This is a genomic window from Kitasatospora sp. NPDC127060, from assembly GCF_042724935.1.
GTDB lineage: Bacteria > Actinomycetota > Actinomycetes > Streptomycetales > Streptomycetaceae > Kitasatospora.
Genome location: NZ_JBHXEG010000086.1, coordinates 18,996 through 37,488 on the forward strand (window position 1 = coordinate 18,996; position 18,493 = coordinate 37,488).

Annotated in this window: 15 protein-coding genes; 10 read left to right on the top strand and 5 right to left on the bottom strand. The window is 72.9% G+C overall.

The genetic code is table 11. The features are described from left to right. Positions 1-108: 108 nt before the first annotated feature. From ACFWIS_RS33580 to ACFWIS_RS33595, 4 genes are all read right to left on the bottom strand, one after another. The gene (locus tag ACFWIS_RS33580) at positions 109-1,155 is read right to left on the bottom strand and encodes a hydrogenase expression protein HypE (RefSeq protein WP_380461052.1); all 1,047 of its coding nucleotides are present in this window, start codon (positions 1,153-1,155) and stop codon (positions 109-111) included. A 133-nt stretch (positions 1,156-1,288) separates the two neighbouring features. Then, a complete protein-coding gene (locus tag ACFWIS_RS33585; RefSeq protein WP_380461054.1) occupies positions 1,289-2,980 on the bottom strand; it encodes a hydrogenase maturation protein in 1,692 nt (563 codons plus the stop codon). Positions 2,981-3,230: 250 nt separating this feature from the next. Next, positions 3,231-3,653 (bottom strand): hypothetical protein, encoded by a 423-nt coding sequence (locus ACFWIS_RS33590; protein WP_380461055.1) that lies wholly within the window; start codon positions 3,651-3,653, stop codon positions 3,231-3,233. A gap of 6 nt (positions 3,654-3,659) precedes the next feature. Next, a complete protein-coding gene (locus tag ACFWIS_RS33595) occupies positions 3,660-4,100 on the bottom strand; it encodes a cupredoxin domain-containing protein (protein WP_380461057.1) in 441 nt (146 codons plus the stop codon). A gap of 290 nt (positions 4,101-4,390) precedes the next feature. On the opposite strand from ACFWIS_RS33595, the gene ACFWIS_RS33600 reads away from it, so the two are divergent. From ACFWIS_RS33600 to ACFWIS_RS33610, 3 genes are all read left to right on the top strand, one after another. Further along, positions 4,391-4,813, top strand: coding sequence for an SsgA family sporulation/cell division regulator (locus tag ACFWIS_RS33600; protein ID WP_380461059.1), 423 nt, complete (start codon positions 4,391-4,393; stop codon positions 4,811-4,813). 68 nt (positions 4,814-4,881) lie between these two features. Then, positions 4,882-5,256: a cupin domain-containing protein gene (locus tag ACFWIS_RS33605; RefSeq protein WP_380461061.1), complete on the top strand. Its 375-nt coding sequence runs from the start codon at positions 4,882-4,884 to the stop codon at positions 5,254-5,256. A 429-nt stretch (positions 5,257-5,685) separates the two neighbouring features. Beyond that, entirely contained in the window at positions 5,686-6,438 is a 753-nt protein-coding gene (locus ACFWIS_RS33610; RefSeq protein WP_380461062.1) for a maleylpyruvate isomerase family mycothiol-dependent enzyme, read from the top strand. Between the two features lie 114 nt (positions 6,439-6,552). Here ACFWIS_RS33610 and ACFWIS_RS33615 read toward each other — a convergent pair whose 3' ends face one another. Beyond that, the gene (locus ACFWIS_RS33615; RefSeq protein ID WP_380461064.1) at positions 6,553-7,749 is read right to left on the bottom strand and encodes a TIGR03364 family FAD-dependent oxidoreductase; all 1,197 of its coding nucleotides are present in this window, start codon (positions 7,747-7,749) and stop codon (positions 6,553-6,555) included. 164 nt (positions 7,750-7,913) lie between these two features. Between ACFWIS_RS33615 and ACFWIS_RS33620 the strand changes: the two genes are divergently transcribed. The 7 genes from ACFWIS_RS33620 to ACFWIS_RS33650 all read left to right on the top strand — a co-directional run bounded on the left by ACFWIS_RS33620 (position 7,914) and on the right by ACFWIS_RS33650 (position 18,383). Continuing rightward, on the top strand, positions 7,914-8,675 hold the full coding sequence (locus ACFWIS_RS33620) for a GntR family transcriptional regulator (protein ID WP_380461066.1): 762 nt from the start codon (positions 7,914-7,916) through the stop codon (positions 8,673-8,675). A 4-nt stretch (positions 8,676-8,679) separates the two neighbouring features. After that, on the top strand, positions 8,680-9,369 hold the full coding sequence (locus ACFWIS_RS33625; protein ID WP_380461067.1) for a phosphonatase-like hydrolase: 690 nt from the start codon (positions 8,680-8,682) through the stop codon (positions 9,367-9,369). Positions 9,370-9,550: 181 nt separating this feature from the next. Then, on the top strand, positions 9,551-13,141 hold the full coding sequence (gene dnaE, locus ACFWIS_RS33630; RefSeq protein ID WP_380461069.1) for a DNA polymerase III subunit alpha: 3,591 nt from the start codon (positions 9,551-9,553) through the stop codon (positions 13,139-13,141). 242 nt (positions 13,142-13,383) lie between these two features. Beyond that, positions 13,384-14,142: a class I SAM-dependent methyltransferase gene (locus tag ACFWIS_RS33635; RefSeq protein ID WP_380461071.1), complete on the top strand. Its 759-nt coding sequence runs from the start codon at positions 13,384-13,386 to the stop codon at positions 14,140-14,142. Between the two features lie 211 nt (positions 14,143-14,353). Beyond that, a complete protein-coding gene (locus tag ACFWIS_RS33640) occupies positions 14,354-15,856 on the top strand; it encodes a Y4yA family PLP-dependent enzyme (protein WP_380461072.1) in 1,503 nt (500 codons plus the stop codon). Beyond that, entirely contained in the window at positions 15,853-17,181 is a 1,329-nt protein-coding gene (locus ACFWIS_RS33645; protein WP_380461073.1) for a pyridoxal-phosphate dependent enzyme, read from the top strand. The genes ACFWIS_RS33640 and ACFWIS_RS33645 overlap by 4 nt, the downstream gene beginning before the upstream one ends. 14 nt (positions 17,182-17,195) lie before the next feature. Continuing rightward, positions 17,196-18,383: an aminotransferase class V-fold PLP-dependent enzyme gene (locus ACFWIS_RS33650; RefSeq protein ID WP_380524177.1), complete on the top strand. Its 1,188-nt coding sequence runs from the start codon at positions 17,196-17,198 to the stop codon at positions 18,381-18,383. Positions 18,384-18,493 lie beyond the last annotated feature (110 nt).

Genomic DNA, 18,493 nt, shown 5'->3' on the forward strand with positions numbered 1-18,493 from the left:
TCCGCGGGGTCTGCGGGGTCGGCGGGTTCTGTGGGTTCTGTGGGGTCCGCCGGCCGGGCCGGGGTCCTACGAGGGCCGCACACCGGGGCGGTGTGCGGCCCTCCCCTGTCACCAGGGCGGGCGGTAACCCGTGGTCAGGTGGCGGCCGGTGCGGCGCCACTTCGGTTCCTTGTCGACGGTCTTCTGGGTGATCGCGCGCAGCCGGCGGATGAGCGTGCCGTACGCGCTGCTGGCACTGGTGGAGACCCGCGAGCCGGGCGGCGGGTCCATGAAGGGCATGAACTTGTCGGGGAAGCCCGGCATGGTGCAGGCGATGCAGATCCCGCCCACGTTCGGGCAGCCGCCGACGCCGTTGATCCAGCCGCGCTTGGCGACGTTGCACTTGACGACCGGGCCCCAGCAGCCGAGCCGCACCAGGCACTCGGGGGTGCCGTAGTCGGTGGCGAACTGGCCCTGTTCGTAGTAGCCGCCGCGGTCGCAGCCCTCGTGCACGGTGGCGCCGAACAGCCAGGCGGGCCGCAGCTTGTCGTCGAGCGGGATCATCGGCGCGGAGCCGGCCAGCTGGTACAGCAGGTAGGTGAGCGTCTCGGCGAAGTTGTCGGGCTGGATCGGGCAGCCCGGCACGCAGACGATCGGCAGCCCGGCCTTGGACTTCCAGTCCCAGCCGAGGTAGTCCGGCACGCCCATCGCACCGGTCGGGTTGCCGGCCATCGCGTGGATGCCGCCGTACGTGGCGCAGGTCCCGATCGCGACCACGGCGGTCGCCTTGGGGGCGAGCCGGTCCAGCCACTCACTGGTGGTGATGGGCTGGCCGGTGGCGGGGTCGTCGCCGAAGCCGCACCAGTAACCCTCCTTCTTGATCTTCTCGTTGGGGATGGACCCCTCGACGACCAGGACGAACGGCTCGATCTCGCCGCGGTCGGCCTTGAAGAACCACTCGACGAAGTTGTCCGCGCCCTGGACCGGACCGCACTCGAAGTCGATCAGCGGCCAGTGCACCGCGACCTGGGGCAGGCCGGGCAGCGCGCCGGTGACGATCTCCTCGATGCTCGGCTGCATCGCGGCGGTCAGCGAGACGGAGTCCCCGTCGCAGCTGAGGCCGGCGTTGATCCAGAGAATGTGCACCACGTCGGTGTCGGTTGTTGCAGCACCCATGAGGATGCCTCCTCGGGGATGGGAGCCGGACGAAATGGCTCGGACCCAGTCATAGCAACGGTTCGGACGGCTCGCCGGTCCGCGCGTCCGGCGGGGCCGCCCCTCGCGCGCAAGCCCTGCGGGGCCGTTCGGGTCAGTGCGGGGCGCGCAGCCCGGTGGGCACCGGGCGTTTGCGCACGAACGCGGACCGCAGCGCGTGGTACGGCGATTCGGGTGTGAAGAACTGCCGGCGCATCACCGCCAGCTCCTCCTGCCGGTACGCGTCGAGCGGCTTGACCCGCTCGTCGGCCTCGCGCGCGGCCTTCTTCGCCGCGATCCGGCGCTGGGTGGCGGGCGAGGCCGCCAGCAGCCCGGCCAGCCGGGCCGCGCCCGCGCCGAACTCCGCCGGCCCGCCGTCGAGCACCCGGTCGACCAGGCCGATCCGCTCGGCGGCCACCGCGGACACCGGGAGCGCCTGGCCGGTCAGCCGCTCGGCCTCCGCCGCACCCACCCGGCGCGGCAGGGTGTACGTCCAGTACTCCGAGCCGTACAGGCCCATCAGCCGGTAGTGCGGGTTGAGCACCGAGCCGCGGCGGCACCAGACCTCGTCGGCGGCCAGCGCCAGCATCACCCCGCCGGCCGCGGCGTTGCCCCCGAGGGCGGCGACCACCAGCCGGTCGGTGGTGGTGAGCACCTCGGCGACCAGGTCGTCCATCGCGGTGATGTTGGCCCAGGACTCGGCGGCCGGGTCGGGCGCGGCCTCGATCACGTTGAGGTGGATGCCGTTGGAGAAGAAGTCCCGGCCGCCGCCGAGCACCAGCACCGAGGTCGGCCGGCCGAGGGCGAAGCGGTACGCCGCCAGCAGCCGGCGGCAGTGCTCGGCGGACATCGCCCCGCCGGGGAAGGAGAACCGCAGGAAGCCCACCGGGCCGTCCTCGCGATAGCGGATGTCGGACCACCCCGGCCGGTCGCCGTCCTCCGGCACCAGCGGTGCCGGGCGCTCCGGCAGGGGCGGCAGCAGTGCGCCGAGCGCCGTCACCGCGGGTAGCTTGACGGTCGCCGGGCCGCCCGGGGCACGGCGGCGGCGCAGTTCGGGGAGCCACACTGCGCCGTTCGAGGTAGCCCGGCAGACGGCGCCGGCCCGGGTGGCGAGCAGCTCGCCCGGGCGGCCGCGCAGCCGGGGCTCCGGGTGGCCGCCGTGCAGGAACCACTCGGCACCGCACAGCTCGTCCAGCACCCCGGGCTGGGAGTCCCCGGCGCGGAGGCGGCGGAGCACCTCCTCGGTGGGGTCGGCCGCCCAGTCGATCCGGCGCTCCTCCTGGCGCAGCAGCGGCCGGGTGCGGACGGTCGCCCGCCAGCCGGGGCCGTGCTGGGGCTGGGGCGCGTGGGTGCCGGACGCGACCCGCTCCACGGCGAGCAGCGCGGCCGCCACGGCGGCGTCGGCGACCTCGTTGCGGTACAGGTCGCTCTTGCCGCACTCGGGGAGCCGGCAGGGCGCCCAGGACCAGACCGGTCCGGCGTCCATCTCCTCCTCGGCCTGGAGCACCGTGACGCCCCACTCGCTGCGGCCCTCCTGGACCGCCCGGTCGAGCGAGGAGGGGCCGCGGTCGCCCGGTGGGCCGGGGTGGACGATCAGACAGGTGAGCCGCGACCAGACGCTCCGCGGGATCGCGGTGCGCAGTATCGGCGCGAGCACCACGTCCGGCCGCAGGCGGTGCACCGCCGCCGTCAACTCGTCGTCTTCACCGGCCAGTTGGACGTCGACCCGGTGGCGCCGGTCACGCAGTTCGGCGTGCAGCCGCTGGCTGAGGCTGTTGAACGCGCTGGCGAGGAGCAGGATCCGCATGTCCGCCTCCGACGGTGAGGGCCTCCGGGAACCCGGCGATCATCACCTCCGGCCCGTCCGGCCCCCGGCCCGTCGCTCCCGCCGCGCCGCCCGTTCACCCGGGCGGCGGGGCGGTCTCCGGGCGTGCCCACCGCGGGCGGCCGTCCGGGCGGTTTCGCCCGGGGCCACCCACCCGGGCCGGGCGGCGGTGACCCCGACGGCGGCCCGTTCTTCGTCGAGTTCCGCTGACCCGCGAGGTGCTCGGCGGACCCTAGAGGCGGCGCGGGCGGCGGACGGACAGCAGGACGGTGAGCGCCACCAGGGCGACGCCCTCGGCCCAGGCGGCGAGCGTCTTGTCGGCGAACCAGAGCGGCTCGTACATGTCGGGCAGCGGGCCGAGGGCGCCGACGTCGACGTAGCGGTAGAGCAGCAGCGCACCGAGGCCGGAGGCCGCGACCAGCCAGGCGAAGAGGTCACCGCCGCGCCGGCGCAGCAGCAGGACGAGCAGCACGGCGAGGCTCGCGGCGGCGGCCTCGGCGCGGAACAGGGTGCCCTGGCTGAGGGTGTCGCCGACGGCGTCGTAGCGCTCGGCGAGCCGGGTGTGGACCGCCGCGTCCACGGCGAGGCCGGCGGCCGCGACCAGGCGCAGGACCAGGTGGACGACGCGGTGGCGGCCGGGCGGGAGGGTGGCCACGGCGGCTCACCCGACGGTCAGGATGCCGTGCATGAACGGGTGGATGGTGCAGATGTACGGGTGGGCGCCGGCCTGCTGGGGCACGGTGAAGGTCGCGCTGGCGCCCGGCTGGATCGTCCCGGTGTCGAAGGACTTGTCGGCGGCGGTGAGGGTGTGGGCGACGGAGTCCTGGTTCAGCACGGTGACGGTCTGGCCGGGGCCCGCGGTCAGCGCCGCGGGCGCGAAGGTGAAGTTCTTGATGGTGACCTGCAGGGCGCCGGCACTGGCCGCGGTGCTGGTCTCCGCCGGGCTGGTCATGGCGGGGCTGGTGGCGGCGGGGCTGCTCACGGCCGGGCCGGGCGCGCTGCTCGTGGCGCCCTTGGACGGCGTGCCGGAGCTGGAGCAGGCCGCGAGGACGGCGGAGAGCAGCAGCGCGGCGGCTGCCTGGAGGGGCCGGGGGCTGGTCACGTGGGGGCTCCGTTCGGGAGGGGTGCGCCGGCGGGGGCGGCGCGCTTTCCAGCGTGCTGCGGTACGGGCCCGGCGCGGCCAGGCCAAGACCGCCGGACAGCCCGTCGATTCATTCCTACGAGTGAAAGCGCTGACCGCCGAGCTGACGCCAGGCGGACCGCACGACCGGGCGATGCGGGGGAATTGTGGAGATTCCTCCCCCGGATGCTGCTCCTCGACGCACCGGGTAGGCGCCCCGGGTAGGCCGGGCCCCCTCGCCCGGCGCGTCGCGATTGCAGGAGGCCGAACCGATGCAGTTGTCCACCGTCCGCCCGGTGCCCGTCACCTTCCCCGACAGTGCGGAGCCGGACGTCCCGGTCGACGCGGAACTCCGCTTCGACTCCAGCCTCCCCTACGCGGCCTGTCTGGCGTTCCCGCTGACCCCGTGCCGGTGCACCGGGGACGGCGCCCGGGTGGCCTGGTACTTCAGCCGCGAACTGCTGAACGAGGGCCGGCTCGGCCCCGTCGGCAGTGGTGACGTGCGGATCCGCCCGGGGCTCGAGGGCGAGATCCTGATCACGCTGCGCGGGCCCGTCGGCCGGGCGCTGGTCAGCGCCCCGGAGGACCTCGTCACGGCGTTCCTCTCGGACTCCTTCGCCCTGGTGCCGGCCGGATCGGAGTCCGACCACCTGGACGTGGACGCCGCCGTGGCCCGGCTGCTCGCCGCCGACTGAGCCCGGTGCCGCGCTCCTCCGTAGAATCCACGGGCCGGACCGCCCGTGCCCACCGTCAGGAGACCGCGTTGACGCCCCACCCCGGACCGGGTGTGCTCACCCACCTGGAGTCCCTGCTGCACCGGACCCCCGCCGACCGGAGCGGGGCGCTGTGGCGGCTGGCGGAGGAGGGGCGCCAGCTGGACGCCAACATCATCCGGCTGCCCGCGAACGCCGAGGTCGCCGCGCACGTGGAGCCGGACCTCGACGTGCTGGTCCAGGTGCTCGGGGGCAGTGGCCACCTGGAGACCGACAACGGCCGGCAGGCCCTCTCCCCCGGTTGCACCGCCTGGCTCCCGCACGGCGCCCGCCGCGCCCTCGCCGCGGGCGAGGACGGCCTGATCTACCTCACCGTCCACCGCCGCCGCCCCGGCCTCACCGTCCGCCCCGCGCCGGCCGGGTAGCCGGACGACAACCGGGAGGGTGGCCGGGCGGCGCGGGTCAGCGGGGGGCAGCGGAAGCCGGGCGGCGCGGGTCAGCGGGTCAGCGGGGGGCAGCGGAAGCCGGGCGGCGAAGGTGCCGGGGCCGGTCGGGCCGGGGAGCCCCCGGCCGTGGTGGCGGCACAGTTCACCCTCGGTGAAGCGGCCGGAGCGGCCGTGCCAGTCCAGGTTGCCGGCCGTGAAGGCCCGTAGCTGGCGGACGTGCCGGTCGACGGCCCGCCGGTGGCCCGGGAGCCGTCCGCGCGGTGCGCCCGGAGAGTTACTTGACAGCCTCAACCTTTCAGGCCTAGCGTCGTCGCGATTGTTTCAGTTGATGAAAAATTGAGACCGCAAGCCATCGGGCGCAGTCCGGCCCGGGGCGCCGCGACACCCGTAGCACTGGAGACAGCCCTCATGACCACGCTGGACCACGGCGCCGCCGTCGCCGCCGAGACCGCCCGCTTCGTCGCCGCCGTACGCGAGGCCGACCTCACCCTCCCGGTGCCCGGCTGCCCGGACTGGACGCTCGCCGACCTCGTCCGCCACACCGGCAGCGCCCAGCGCTGGTTCACCGCACTGCTCCACCAGCGGATCCAGGAGCGGCCGCTCAGCCGGGACGTCGACCTGCGACTGCCCGAGCGGGCCGAGGAGCTCCCGGACTGGCTGGCCGAGGCCGCCGAGCAGGCCGGCGCCGCGTTCGCCGAGGGCGGTCTCGACGCGCCGATGTGGGCCTGGGGCGCCGACCAGCACGCCCGGTTCTGGGTCCGGCGGATGCTGTTCGAGACCCTGGTCCACCGGGTCGACGCCGAGACCGCGCTCGGCCTGGCACCGGAGATCGACCCGGCCCTCGCGGCCGACGGCGTGGCCGAGTTCCTGACCAACCTGCCCTTCGCCACCCCGTTCGCCCCCGGCACGGCCCAGCTGCGCGCCGAGGACCGGACCATCCGCTTCACCCGCACCGACGGCGAGGGCGACTGGCTGGTCCGGCTGCGCCCTGACGGCTTCGGCCTCGACGAGACCGCCGCGGCGGCCGACGCCACCGTCCGGGCCTCCGCCGCCGACCTGCTGCTGGTTCTCTACGGGCGGCTCGACCGCACCGCGGCCGGCGTCGAGCTCGCCGGGGACGAGGAGCTGCTGGCGCACTGGTTCGCCCACTCCGCCTTCTGAGCACCGCCGGGCGCCGGGGCATGGAACCGGCCGGACCGCTACGGGTCCGGCCGGTTTCGTCGTCACAGCGCGGTGGCGGCGGGGAGGTCCGATGGCTGCCCCATGCCGAGCGGTTCAGGCGGTCGCAGCCAGGGTGCCGTCGAAGGTGGCGGCCGCCAGGCCGAAGGAGAGCGTCATCCCGATCCCGGAGGTGACCGAGAGGACCCGCGCCCCCGGCGCCAGGTCGCGCACCAGCAGCGGGCCGCGCGCGCTGCTGGCGTAGACGCCCTGCCAGCGCTCCAGGATCCGCAGCTCCGGCACGCCCAGCACCCGGGCGACGGCGTCGCTCAGCAGTTCGTGGGTGCGCTCGTCGACGAACGGCGGGGTGGTGGCGTCGTAGTGGTGCGAGTCGCCGATCAGCACGGTGCCGTCCGGCAGCCGGGCGAACATCACATTGGCGCCGATCTCCAGCAGCTCCGCGCTGTGGCCCAGCACCTCCTCCCGCAGCCGGGCGGCCGAGGACTGGGCGGTGAAGGCGTCGTAGCGCAGCATCGACGTGGCCGTCAGCACCGCGGAGGCGGTGCGGAAGGCCGCCGGGGCCTCGGCGCGGGCCATGGTCAGCCGGCAGCGCTGGACCTCGTGCTCCTCGGCGAGCTCGGGGAAGAGGTAGTCCACGTCGTGGCCGACGCAGACCAGGATCCGGTCCCCGTGCACCGGGCCGCGGGTGGTGTGCACCGTGCCGGACTCGACGCCGGTGACGGCGGTGCCCCACAGGACCCGGCCCTGCGGCTGCCCGGCCACCCAGCGGGCCAGCGCGGGCGCCGCCTCGCGCGGGTTGACCCGCAGGTCGGCGGGGAGCAGCGCGCCGCCCACCAGGTCGTCGGTCGCCCCCTCCGGGCGGCCGAGCGCCGCCGCCGTCTGCGCGGCGGTGCGCAACCGCACGGCGTCCCCGCCGCGTTCGGCGCTCAGCTCCTCCAGGACGGCCGCCTCGGTCGCCGACCGGGCCACCACCAGGGCGCCGGCCTCCTCGGCCCAGAAGCCGGCCGCCTGGGCGGCGCGCAGCCAGCCGGAGCGGGAGCGCCGGGCGAGGCCGAGCAGTTCGCCGTCCTGGGCGGTGATGCAGCAGTGGCCGAAGTTGCGGACCGAGGCGCCGACCGGCTGCCGGTCGCGCTCCACGACGGTGACGGACAGTCCCCGGCTCAGCGCCTCGAAGGCGTGGGCCAGGCCGACGATTCCGGCGCCGACGATCACCACGTCGCTGCGGCCGGGCGTGCCCGGGGTGCGGGGGTGGGAGGCGGCGCGGGCGGTTGCGGGTGCGGTGCTGCTGCTCATGGGCCCAGCTAACGGGTTTCCCGGCGTCGCAGTCAAGAGATGTATGTACAAGTTACCGTCTGTTCACCCGCACGCCGATCACCGGGAGGAAGCCTGAGTGAACTGGAGAAACCGCAGGTGGACCGGGGTTGAGAAGTTCCGATCCGAGGTGCCATAGTCAACTTGTGAAGACAAGTGAGGACCTCCCTCTCCACCAACGGCTCGGCGCCGAGTTCCTGCGCCGCATCGAGTCCGGTGAGTGGCCCGAGGGCAAGCCGGTGCCCAGCGAGTCGCAGCTCTGCGCCGAGTTCGGCACCTCCCGCGGCCCGGTCCGCCAGGCCCTGGCCATGCTGCGCAGCGCGGGCAGCCTGGTCGGCGGGCGCGGCAAGCCGCCCGTCGCCCACCGCACCACGCCCTCCCAACCCTTCGGCACGTTCCTGTCCTTCACCCAGTGGGCCCGCGGCATCGGCCGCGAGCCCGGGCAGCGCACCGTCGAGGTGGCCCGCCGTCGGGCCACCCCCCGGGTGGCGGCCCGGCTCGGCCTGGCCGAGGGCGAGCCGGTCGTCGAACTCCTCCGACTGCGGCTGCTGGACGGCGTCCCGGCCATGCTGGAGCGCTCGACGTTCGTCCAGGAGGTCGGCCGGATCCTGTTCGACTTCGACCCGGACACCGGCTCGGTCTACCAGGAACTGCTGCGCCGCGAGGTCGACCTGCACCACGCCCGGCACACCATCGACGCCGTCGCCGCCGGGCCGCAGGACGCCGAACTGCTGCGGATCGCCGCCGGGGACCCGCTGCTGCGGGTGCGCCGGCTCACCACGTCCGGCCAGGGCGTGCCGCTGGAGGACGCCGACGACCGCTACCTGCCGGCGATGGCCACCTTCACCGTCGAGAACACCGTCGAAGGCCGTACCGTGATCGGCCGCTACCGCACCGAAGAGGACTGACACCGTGATCGAGCTCGCCGCCCTGGACATGGCCGGTACCACCATCAACGAGTCCGGCGCCGTCTACCGTGCGCTGCGCACCGCCGTCGAGCGCAACGGGGTGACCGTCGGCGAGGCCGACCTCCAGACCTGGATGGGCACCGACAAGCGCGAGGCCATCGCCGCCCTGGTCCGCATCGGCGGGGGCGCCCCCACCTCCGAGCTGGTCGAGGAGAGCTACCGGACGTTCGCGGAGTTCCTGCGCGAGGCCTACCGCACCAACCCCCCGCAGGCCATCGAGGGCGTCGAGGAGGCCCTGGCCGAGCTGCGCCGGCGCGGCATCAAGGTCGCGCTGACCACCGGGTTCAGCCACGACGTCGCCTACCCGCTGCTGGAGTCACTGGGCTGGTCCACCGGAGAGGGCGGCAACCTGGACGCCGTGGTCACCTCGGACGAGGTCCCGCGCGGCCGTCCGGCGCCGCACATGATCCACCGGGCGATGGAGAAGACCGGGGTGATCGACACCCGCCGGGTGCTGACCGCCGGCGACACCGTGGTCGACGTCGAGGCCGGCCGCAACGCCGGGGCCGGGGTCGTCGTCGGGGTGCTGACCGGGGAGCTCGACCGCGCCGACTTCGAGGGCCACCCGTACACCCACGTGCTGGCCGGCGTCACCGAGATCCCCGGCCTGGCCGAGGCCCGGCGGACGGTCTGACGGCTCCGCACGGCAGGCGCGGAGGCGGCGGGAGGAGGAGGCGGGAGGAGGCGGCGGGAGGAGGCGGCGGGAAGGACGCGTCAAGAACGCCGCCCCGGACCCCCGCCCGGCGCGTCGCCCGGGCCGACGCGCTAGCCTGGACGGCTTCCGCACCCCGAGGTCCACCGAGGAGCACAGCGCCGTGTCCGACAGCTTCGCGCACCTGCACGTCCACACCGAGTACTCGATGCTGGACGGGGCGGCGAAGAACGGCAAGCTGTTCGCCGAGGCGGAGAGACAGGGAATGCCCGCCATCGCGATGAGCGACCACGGCAACATGTTCGGCGCGTACGAGTTCTTCCACTCCGCCGCCAAGACCGGGGTGAAGCCGATCATCGGCATCGAGGCCTACGTCGCGCCGGCCTCGCGCTTCCTGAAGAAGCAGGTGTTCTGGTCCCCCGGCGGCCAGCGCCCGTCCGGCGCCGACGGCGAGGGCGGCAAGGACGTCTCCGGCGGCGGCCGCTACACCCACATGACGATGTGGGCGCAGAACGCGACCGGCCTGCGCAACCTGTTCAAGCTCTCCTCGCTCGCGTCGATGGAGGGCTACTACATGAAGCCCCGGATGGACCGCGAGCTGATCGCCGCCAACGCCACCGGGATCATCGCCACCACCGGCTGCCCCTCGGGCGAGGTGCAGACCCGGCTGCGGCTGGGCCAGTACGACGAGGCGGTCAAGGCGGCCGGCGCCTACCAGGACATCTTCGGCAAGGAGAACTACTTCCTGGAGCTGATGGACCACGGCCTGTCCATCGAGCAGGACGTCCGCGAGGATCTGCTGCGGCTGGCCAAGCAGTTGAACATCCCGCTGCTGGCCACCAACGACTCCCACTACGTCACCGCCGACCAGGCCGACGCCCACGACAGCCTGCTCTGCGTCGGCGTGGGCAAGAACAAGGACGACCCGAACCGCTTCAAGTTCCAGGGCACCGGCTACTACGTGAAGACCGCGGAGGAGATGCGCGAGCTCTTCCGCGAGCTGCCGGAGGCCTGCGACAACACCCTGGCGATCGCCGAGCGGGTCGAGTCGTACGAGGAGGTCTTCACCTACGTCGACCGGATGCCCCAGTTCGACGTGCCCGAGGGCGAGACCCAGGCCTCCTACCTGCGCAAGAAGATCGAGGTCGGGCTCAAGCACCGCTACGGCGACAGCCCGAGCCAGGAGGTGCTGGACCGGATCGAGCTGGAGATGGGCGTGATCACCCCGATGGGGTTCGACGCCTACTTCCTCGTGGTCGCCGACATCTGCCAGTACGGCCGGGACAACGGCATCCCGGTCGGCCCGGGCCGTGGTTCGGCGGCGGGCTCGATGGTCGCCTACCTCACCGGCATCACCCAGCTGGACCCGCTGGAGCACGACCTGCTGTTCGAGCGCTTCCTCAACCCCGAGCGCATCAACCCCCCGGACGTCGACATCGACTTCGACGACCGCCAGCGCGACCAGATGGTCCGCTACGTGACCGAGAAGTACGGCGCCGCGTACACGGCCCAGGTGAACACCTTCGGCACGATCAAGGCCAAGGCGGCCGTGAAGGACGCCAACCGCATCCTCGGCTACCCGTTCGCCATGGGCGACCGGATCACCAAGGCGATGCCGCCGGACGTCATGGGCAAGGGCGTGCCGCTGGCCGACCTGTTCGACGAGAAGCACTCCCGGTACAACGAGGGCACCGAGATCCGGGCGCTGTACCAGAACGAGCCCGACGTCAAGAAGATCATCGACACCGGCCGGGGCATCGAGGGCCTGATCCGCGGCACGGGTGTGCACGCCGCGGCCGTCATCCTCTCCTCCACCCCGCTGCTCGACCTGATCCCGCTGCACATGCGGGACAAGGACGGCGTGATCATCACCGGCTTCGACTACCCGTCGTGCGAAGCCATGGGCCTGATCAAGATGGACTTCCTGGGTCTGCGGAACCTGGGCATCATCGACCACTGCATCAAGATCGTGAAGGCCAACCGGGGCGTCGACATCGACATCGAGAAGATCCCGATCGACGACCCCACCACGTACCAGCTGCTGGCCCGCGGCGACACCCTGGGCGTGTTCCAGCTCGACGGCGGCCCCATGCGCGCCCTGCTCAAGCTGATGAAGCCGACCGAGTTCGCCGACATCTCCGCCGTCTCCGCGCTGTACCGGCCCGGCCCGATGGGCATGAACTCGCACACCAACTACGCGCTGCGCAAGAACGCCCAGCAGGAGATCATCCCGATCCACCCCGAGCTGGAGGAGCCGCTCAAGGACGTCCTCGGCCCGACCTACGGCCTGATCGTCTACCAGGAGCAGGTGCAGCGAGCCGCCCAGGTGCTGGCCGGCTACTCGCTCGGCCAGGCAGACCTGCTGCGCCGCGCGATGGGCAAGAAGAAGAAGGAGGTGCTGGAGAAGGAGTTCGTGCCCTTCCACGCGGGCTGCAAGGAGCGCGGCTACTCCGACGAGGCCATCCAGGCGGTGTGGGACGTCCTGGTCCCGTTCGCCGGCTACGCCTTCAACAAGTCGCACTCGGCCGCGTACGGCCTGGTCTCGTACCAGACCGCCTACCTGAAGGCCAACTACCCGGCCGAGTACATGGCGGCGCTGCTCACCTCCGTCGCCGACGACAAGGACAAGATGGCCGTCTACCTGGCCGAGTGCCGGCAGATGGGCATCAAGATCCTCTCCCCGGACGTCAACGAGTCGGTGGTCGACTTCACCGCCGTCGGCAGCGACGTCCGCTTCGGCCTGAAGGCCGTCCGCAACGTCGGCGTGCCGGTGATCGAGTCCCTGGTCGCCACCCGGGAGGAGAAGGGCAAGTACACCTCCTTCCCCGACTTCCTGGACAAGGTCGAGCTGGTGGTGTGCAACAAGCGCACCGTCGACTCCCTGGTCAAGGCGGGCGCCTTCGACTCGCTCGGGCACACCCGCCTCTCGCTCAGCACCGTGCACGAGAACGCGATCGACGCCGTCACCGGGGTGAAGAAGCAGCAGGCCATCGGCCAGGACGACCTGTTCGGCGCCCTGGACCTGGGAGACGACGCCGGCCCGGGCATCGGGCTGGACTTCCAGCTCACCGACAACGAGTGGCCCCGGCGCCAGCTCCTCGCCCTGGAGCGGGAGATGCTCGGCCTGTACGTCTCCAGCCACCCGCTGGACGGCGCCGAGCACATCCTGTCCCAGAACCGCGACACCTCGATCGCCGAACTCCTCGGCTCCGGCCGCTCCGAGGGCGAGGTCCGGCTCTCCGGCCTGATCACCGGGGTGGACCGGCGGATCAACAAGGCGGGCAACGCCTGGGCGATCATCACCCTGTCCGACCGCGACGGCTCGGTCGAGGTGCTGTTCTTCCCGGCCACCTACAACCTGATGGCCGAGCAGATGATCGAGGACAACGTGATCTCGGTCCGCGGCCGGCTCAACGAGCGCGACGGCTCGCTGAGCATCTTCGGCCAGGAGATCACCACCCTGGACGTCTCCTCCGCCGAGCTGGGCACCAAGCCGCCGGTGCAGATCACCGTCCCGGTGCACCGGATCACCCCGCAGACGGTCGCCGAGCTCAAGCTCGCCCTGGAAGCCCACCCGGGCGACGTGCCGGTCCGGCTGCTCACCACCAACTGGGACAAGAACACCCTGTACGAGCTGGGCTTCCGGGTGAACCCGGACAACGGGCTCGCCTCGGACGTCAAGACCCTCCTGGGCAACCGCGCCTGGGCGGGCGCGGCCGTCCGCGCCGTGCCCGAGCAGTCCGCCGGCCGGTAGGCCGCAGGGTACCGACCGGGGCGGGGCGCAGCGGCGTCCCGCCCCGGTTCCGCCGCGTCCCGGTTCCGTCGCGCCCCGGTTCCGTCGCGCCCCGGTTCCGTCGCGCCCGTCCATCAGATGAAAACGGATATCATTACGACACGGGTGGTGGATCGCGCCGGTTCCATTGCCAATCCGGATGGACATGACAGACATTGGCGGAACGGGGACTGCGCATGCGTACGGACACAGCGGGAGTCGGAATGCCGGTGGACGCGACCCTGGCCGGAGCCTGGGTGGAGCGCTGGGAGCGCCAGCAGGAGCGCTACGCGGTGGAGCGCGAGGAGCGGTTCACCGTCATCGTCGACGTGGTGGAACAGGTGGTCGGCCACCGCGAGCGCCCGCTGATCGCCGACCTCGGCTGCGGCCCCGGCTCGCTGTCCGCCCGCGTCGCCGACCGGCTGCCGCACGCCGAGGTGATCGCGGTCGACATCGACCCGCTGCTGCTCGCCCTCGGCCGCGCCGGACACCCCCGGGTCACCCGCTGGGTTGAGACCCTGATCGGCCGGCCGGGCTGGATCGAGGACCTCGGGCTGGACCGCCCGCTGGACGCCGTGCTCTCCTCCACCGCGCTGCACTACCCGCCGCCGGAGGCGCTGCTGCGGATCTACCGCGACCTCGCGGGCGCGCTGAGCCCCGGGGCCGTCCTGGTCAACGGCGACCACCTCGTCCCCGAGGAGCCCTCGCTCGCCGAACTCGCACTGGCGATCGGCCGGCGCCGCTCCCAGCGCCGGGGCCTCGGCGGGGAGGAGGACTGGTCGCAGTGGTGGGCCGCCGCCGGGCGGATCCCCGAGTTCGCCGAGCTGCTGGCGGCCCGGGAGCGGCAGCTGCCGCCCTGCGAGAGCGGCGACAACGGCCTGTCCGCCACCCAGCACGCCGACCTGCTGCGAGTGGCGGGCTTCCGCCAGGCCGGCTCGGTGTGGCAGTACGGCGCCAGCTCGGTCCTGGTCGCAGTGCGCTGACCCCGAAGCTGACTGGATTTCAACTCTTGATTGTCACAAGTGGATTGACTTCTTTCGCATGGACACAGTCTTTGCGATGGTGTGACAGAAAGTCCTGTTGAATCAATGTGAAAAAAGTTACCGTTTCCCTCGGTCGGCGACGCCCACCGCGGTGAGATCCGTGCGCGCCGGACGACCGCACGCCGACCTCCGACGGGAAGCAGATTCGCCGATGCGGCCCTCACCGCTCTATCTGGAACCACGGCTGGAGCCGCGGCTCCGATCCCTCCTGGGGACCCCCGACTTCCTGCACATGCTGGTCGACGCACTCGGGTCCCCGCTCAACCTGCTGCTGCCCGAACAGATCGCCGACAACCTGGCCCGCTTCCGGGCCGTCTACCGCAAGCACCACCTCACCGGCCGGATCCACTTCGCCCACAAGGCGAACCGCTCCAGCGCCCTCGTCCGCCGGCTCGCCGCCACCGACGCCGGGCTGGACGTCGCCTCGCTCGGCGAACTCCAGCACGCCCTCGGCGCCGGCTGCACCCCCGACCGGATCATCGCCACCGGCCCCAAGAGCCGCGAGTTCCTCTGGCTGGCCGCCCGCACCGGCGCCACCGTCCACCTGGACTCCCGGGCCGAACTCGACGACCTCGCCGAGCTGGTGCGCAAACACGCCCTCCCCCGGGTGCCCGTCCTGCCCCGGCTCTCCGGCTTCCACTCGCCGGGCACCACCGTCCTCACCCGGCCCAGCCGCTTCGGCTCCCCCGTCGGCGAACTCGACGAGCTGCTCGACGCCCTCGAACGCCACCGGGACGCCGTCGAACTCACCGGCGTCGCCTACCACGTGGACACCACCGGGGTGACCGAGAAGGCCGTCGCCCTGGAGGCCTGCCTCCGGGTGATGGACGAGTGCCACCGCCGCGGCCTGCGCCCGCGCACCATCGACATCGGCGGCGGCTTCGGCGTCAACTACCTGGCCCACGCCGCCCAGTGGGAGCAGTACACCACCGAGCTCACCGCCGCCGTCCTGGGCCGGCGGCCCCCGCTCACCTGGCAGGGGCACGGCTACGGGCTGCGCAACGAGTCCGGCACCCTGCGCGGCGCACTCGGCCTGTACCCCGCGCACCGCCCGGTGGCCGCCGAGGCGTACCTGGACGAACTGCTCTCCCACCGGGCCCCCACCCTCGGGCGGCCGCTCGGCACCCTGCTGCTGGAGCACATGTACGACCTCACCGTCGAACCCGGCCGGGCCCTGGTCGACCAGTGCGGAGCCACTCTCGGCCGCGTCCTGGAGGTGCGGCACACCCCCGACGGCGACTGCCTGGTACGGCTGGAGATGAACGCCCGGGACGCCAGCCTGGAGGACCACGGCGTGCTGATGGACCCGGTGCTGATCCCCCGCCCCGGCGCCCCCGCGGGCCCGGCCGTCACGGCCTCCGCGGCCGGGCCCGTCGCGGTCCACCTGATGGGCAACCTCTGCCTGGAGGCCGACCTGATCACCCGCCGGCTGGTCTTCCTGCCCCGCCTCCCCGCCCCCGGCGACCTCCTCGCCTTCGCGAACACCGCGGGCTACCTGATGGACTTCAACGCCGGCGGACCGCTGCGGCAGCCCGTCGCGCGCAAGGTCGCCGCGTACCGGCAGGACGGCGCCTGGCACTGGCGCCTCGACGAGCAGTACTGGCCCCTCGACACCACGGGGGCCGCGACGGACCAGGGGGACGGACTGGCATGAGGTACGACAGCATCACCGACGCGATCGGCGACACCCCGCTGCTGCGGATCGACCCGGCGGTGACCGGCCTGCGCAACATCGACCTGTACGCCAAGCTCGAACTGCTCAACCCCTTCGGCTCGGTCAAGGACCGCGCCGCCTGGAACATGACCCGCGAGGCCCTCCCGGCCGCCGTCGCCCGCGGCGACACGATCGTGGAACTGTCCAGCGGCAACACCGCCAAGGCGCTCGCGCTGATCGCCGGCATGCACGGACTGCCGTTCAAGAGCGTCACCAACCGGATGAAGGTCCCCGAGATCAAGGACCTGCTCCTGCTGCTCGGCGCGGAGATCGAGGAACTGCCCGGCCGCGCCGAGTGCCTCGACCCGACCGACACCGACGACCCGCTCACCCGGATCCACCGGATGCTCTCCGAAGCCGAATCGGGCTACCTCCACACCGACCAGTACTACAGCCCGCTCAACCTCGACGCGCACCTCACCGGCACCGGACCGGAGATCGTCCGCGACCTCGACGGCCGCGCCCCGGACGTGTTCGTCGCCTGTGTGGGAACCGCCGGTTCGTCCACCGGCGTGGCCACGGTGCTGCGCGCCCACAACCCGGCGGTCGAGGTGGTCGGACTGGTCGCCCACAAGTCCGATTTCATCCCCGGCATCCGCACCATCGACGAGGTGCACGAAGTCGGGCTGTTCGACCCCGGCACCTACGACCGCATCGAGTCGGTGACCGCCGACCAGGCCATCGACGGCATGCTCACCCTGGTCCGCCGCTGCGGCCTGCTGGCCGGACCCACCGGCGGCGGCGCGTACTACGGCGCGCTGCGCCATCTACGCGCCCTGGACGCCGAGTTGACGGATGCCGACGAGCGCCGGACGGCCGTGTTCATCGTCTGCGACCGGGTCGAGAGCTACCTCGGCTACCTGCGCGACCGCCGGCCGGAGCTCTTCAACCAGCCCGCGCGGCCCAACTCGCCGTCCACACTGACCGAGGCCGAGCTCGACGCCGCCCGGATCCTCGACGTGGACGCCGCCCGCAAGTGGATCGCCGAGGAGCACCCGCTGGTGATCGACCTGCGCGGGCCGTTCGCCTACGCGGCCCTGCACATCGAGGGCTCGGTCAACATCGTCGACGAGCTGTTCGAGCAACTCCTGCACGGCGGGCTGCCGTTCGGCGCCCGGCAACCCGTCCTGCTGGCCTGTCCGGTCGGCGAGAAGTCGGTGCGGTACGCCGCCCTGCTCACCCGGATGGGTCACCGGGACGCCCGCAGCCTGGCGGGCGGCATCATCGGCTGGCGCGACGCGGGCGCACCGCTGGTCCGGGACTGAACGGGGTGGACGAGATGCACACGCTCGAAGAACTCGACTCCTGGCACCGCGAGTTGCGGTCCCAGTTCCCGATCATCACGGCCGATCCGGAACAGGCCTACCTGGACAGCGCGGCGACCTCGCAGAAGCCCCGGGCGGTGCTCGACACCGTCCAGCGCTACCTCACCACCGCCAACGCCAACGCCGGGCGCGGCACCTACACCTGGGCCAACGCCACCACCGCGCTGGTCGAACGCACCCGCACCCGGGTCGCCGCCTTCCTGGGCGACCCGGACCCAGGACGCCCCTCCGGCGTCCACTTCACCAGCGGCACCACCGAGGGCCTGCGCACGGTGGCCCGGGACTGGCTGCCCCACCACCTGCGGGACGGCGACGAGATCATCGTGCCGTTCGCCGACCACCAGGCGAACGCCCTGCCCTGGCTGGAGGCGCAGCAGTTGCTGGCCGAGCGCGGCACCCGGATCCGGGTCCGCGAACTCCCGTACGATCCGGCCTCGCACGACTACGACCACCGGGCACTGCCCGAACTCGTCACCGAGCGGACGGCGTTCGTCGCCGCCACTCACGTCCACCACGTGTACGGCGGCGACATGAACGTCCACCGGATCCGGGCCGCCGTCGGCCCGTCCGTCCCGATCTGCCTGGACGCGGCGCAGAGCGTCGGCCACCTGCCGGTGGACGTCACCGCCCTGGACGTCGACTTCGTGGTCTTCTCCGGCCACAAGGCGCTGGCCCTGCCCGGCACCGGCGCGGTCTGGGCCCGCAACACCCGCGGCCCGGAATTCCGCCCCGGCGGCTGGAGCGGCACCCCCAACACCTGCGGGATCGCCGGCCTGGAGGCCGCCCTGGACTGGCTGGACGCCGCCGGGACGGACCGCATCCGGCGCTGGACCACCGCCCTGGCCGCCCGGCTCACCGACGGCCTGCGCGGCTGCGACGCCTACCGGGTCCTCGGCTGCCAGCAGAGCCTGGCAGCCGACTCCCCGGTCCAGCGCCGCGAGGGCATCGTCACCTTCCGGCACCGCGGGATCCCCTCCAACGACCTCGGCTTCGTCCTCGCCAGCCACGGCCTGATGGTCCGCGCCGACGGCCACTGCCAGGCCCGGGCCGGCGAGGCCGACAGCTCGGTCCGGGTCAGCCTGCACGCCTACAACTCCCCCGAGGAGATCGACCGCCTCCTGGCCGTCCTGCGGAAGCTGTAGCACCGGCCCGGGAGAGGACGACCGGCGGCCACTGGCGGGATCTTGGCGACCCACGGCCTTCACGCCACTCGTGGAGGGCCCGATCGGCGGGCCGTGGCCGACGCCCGGGG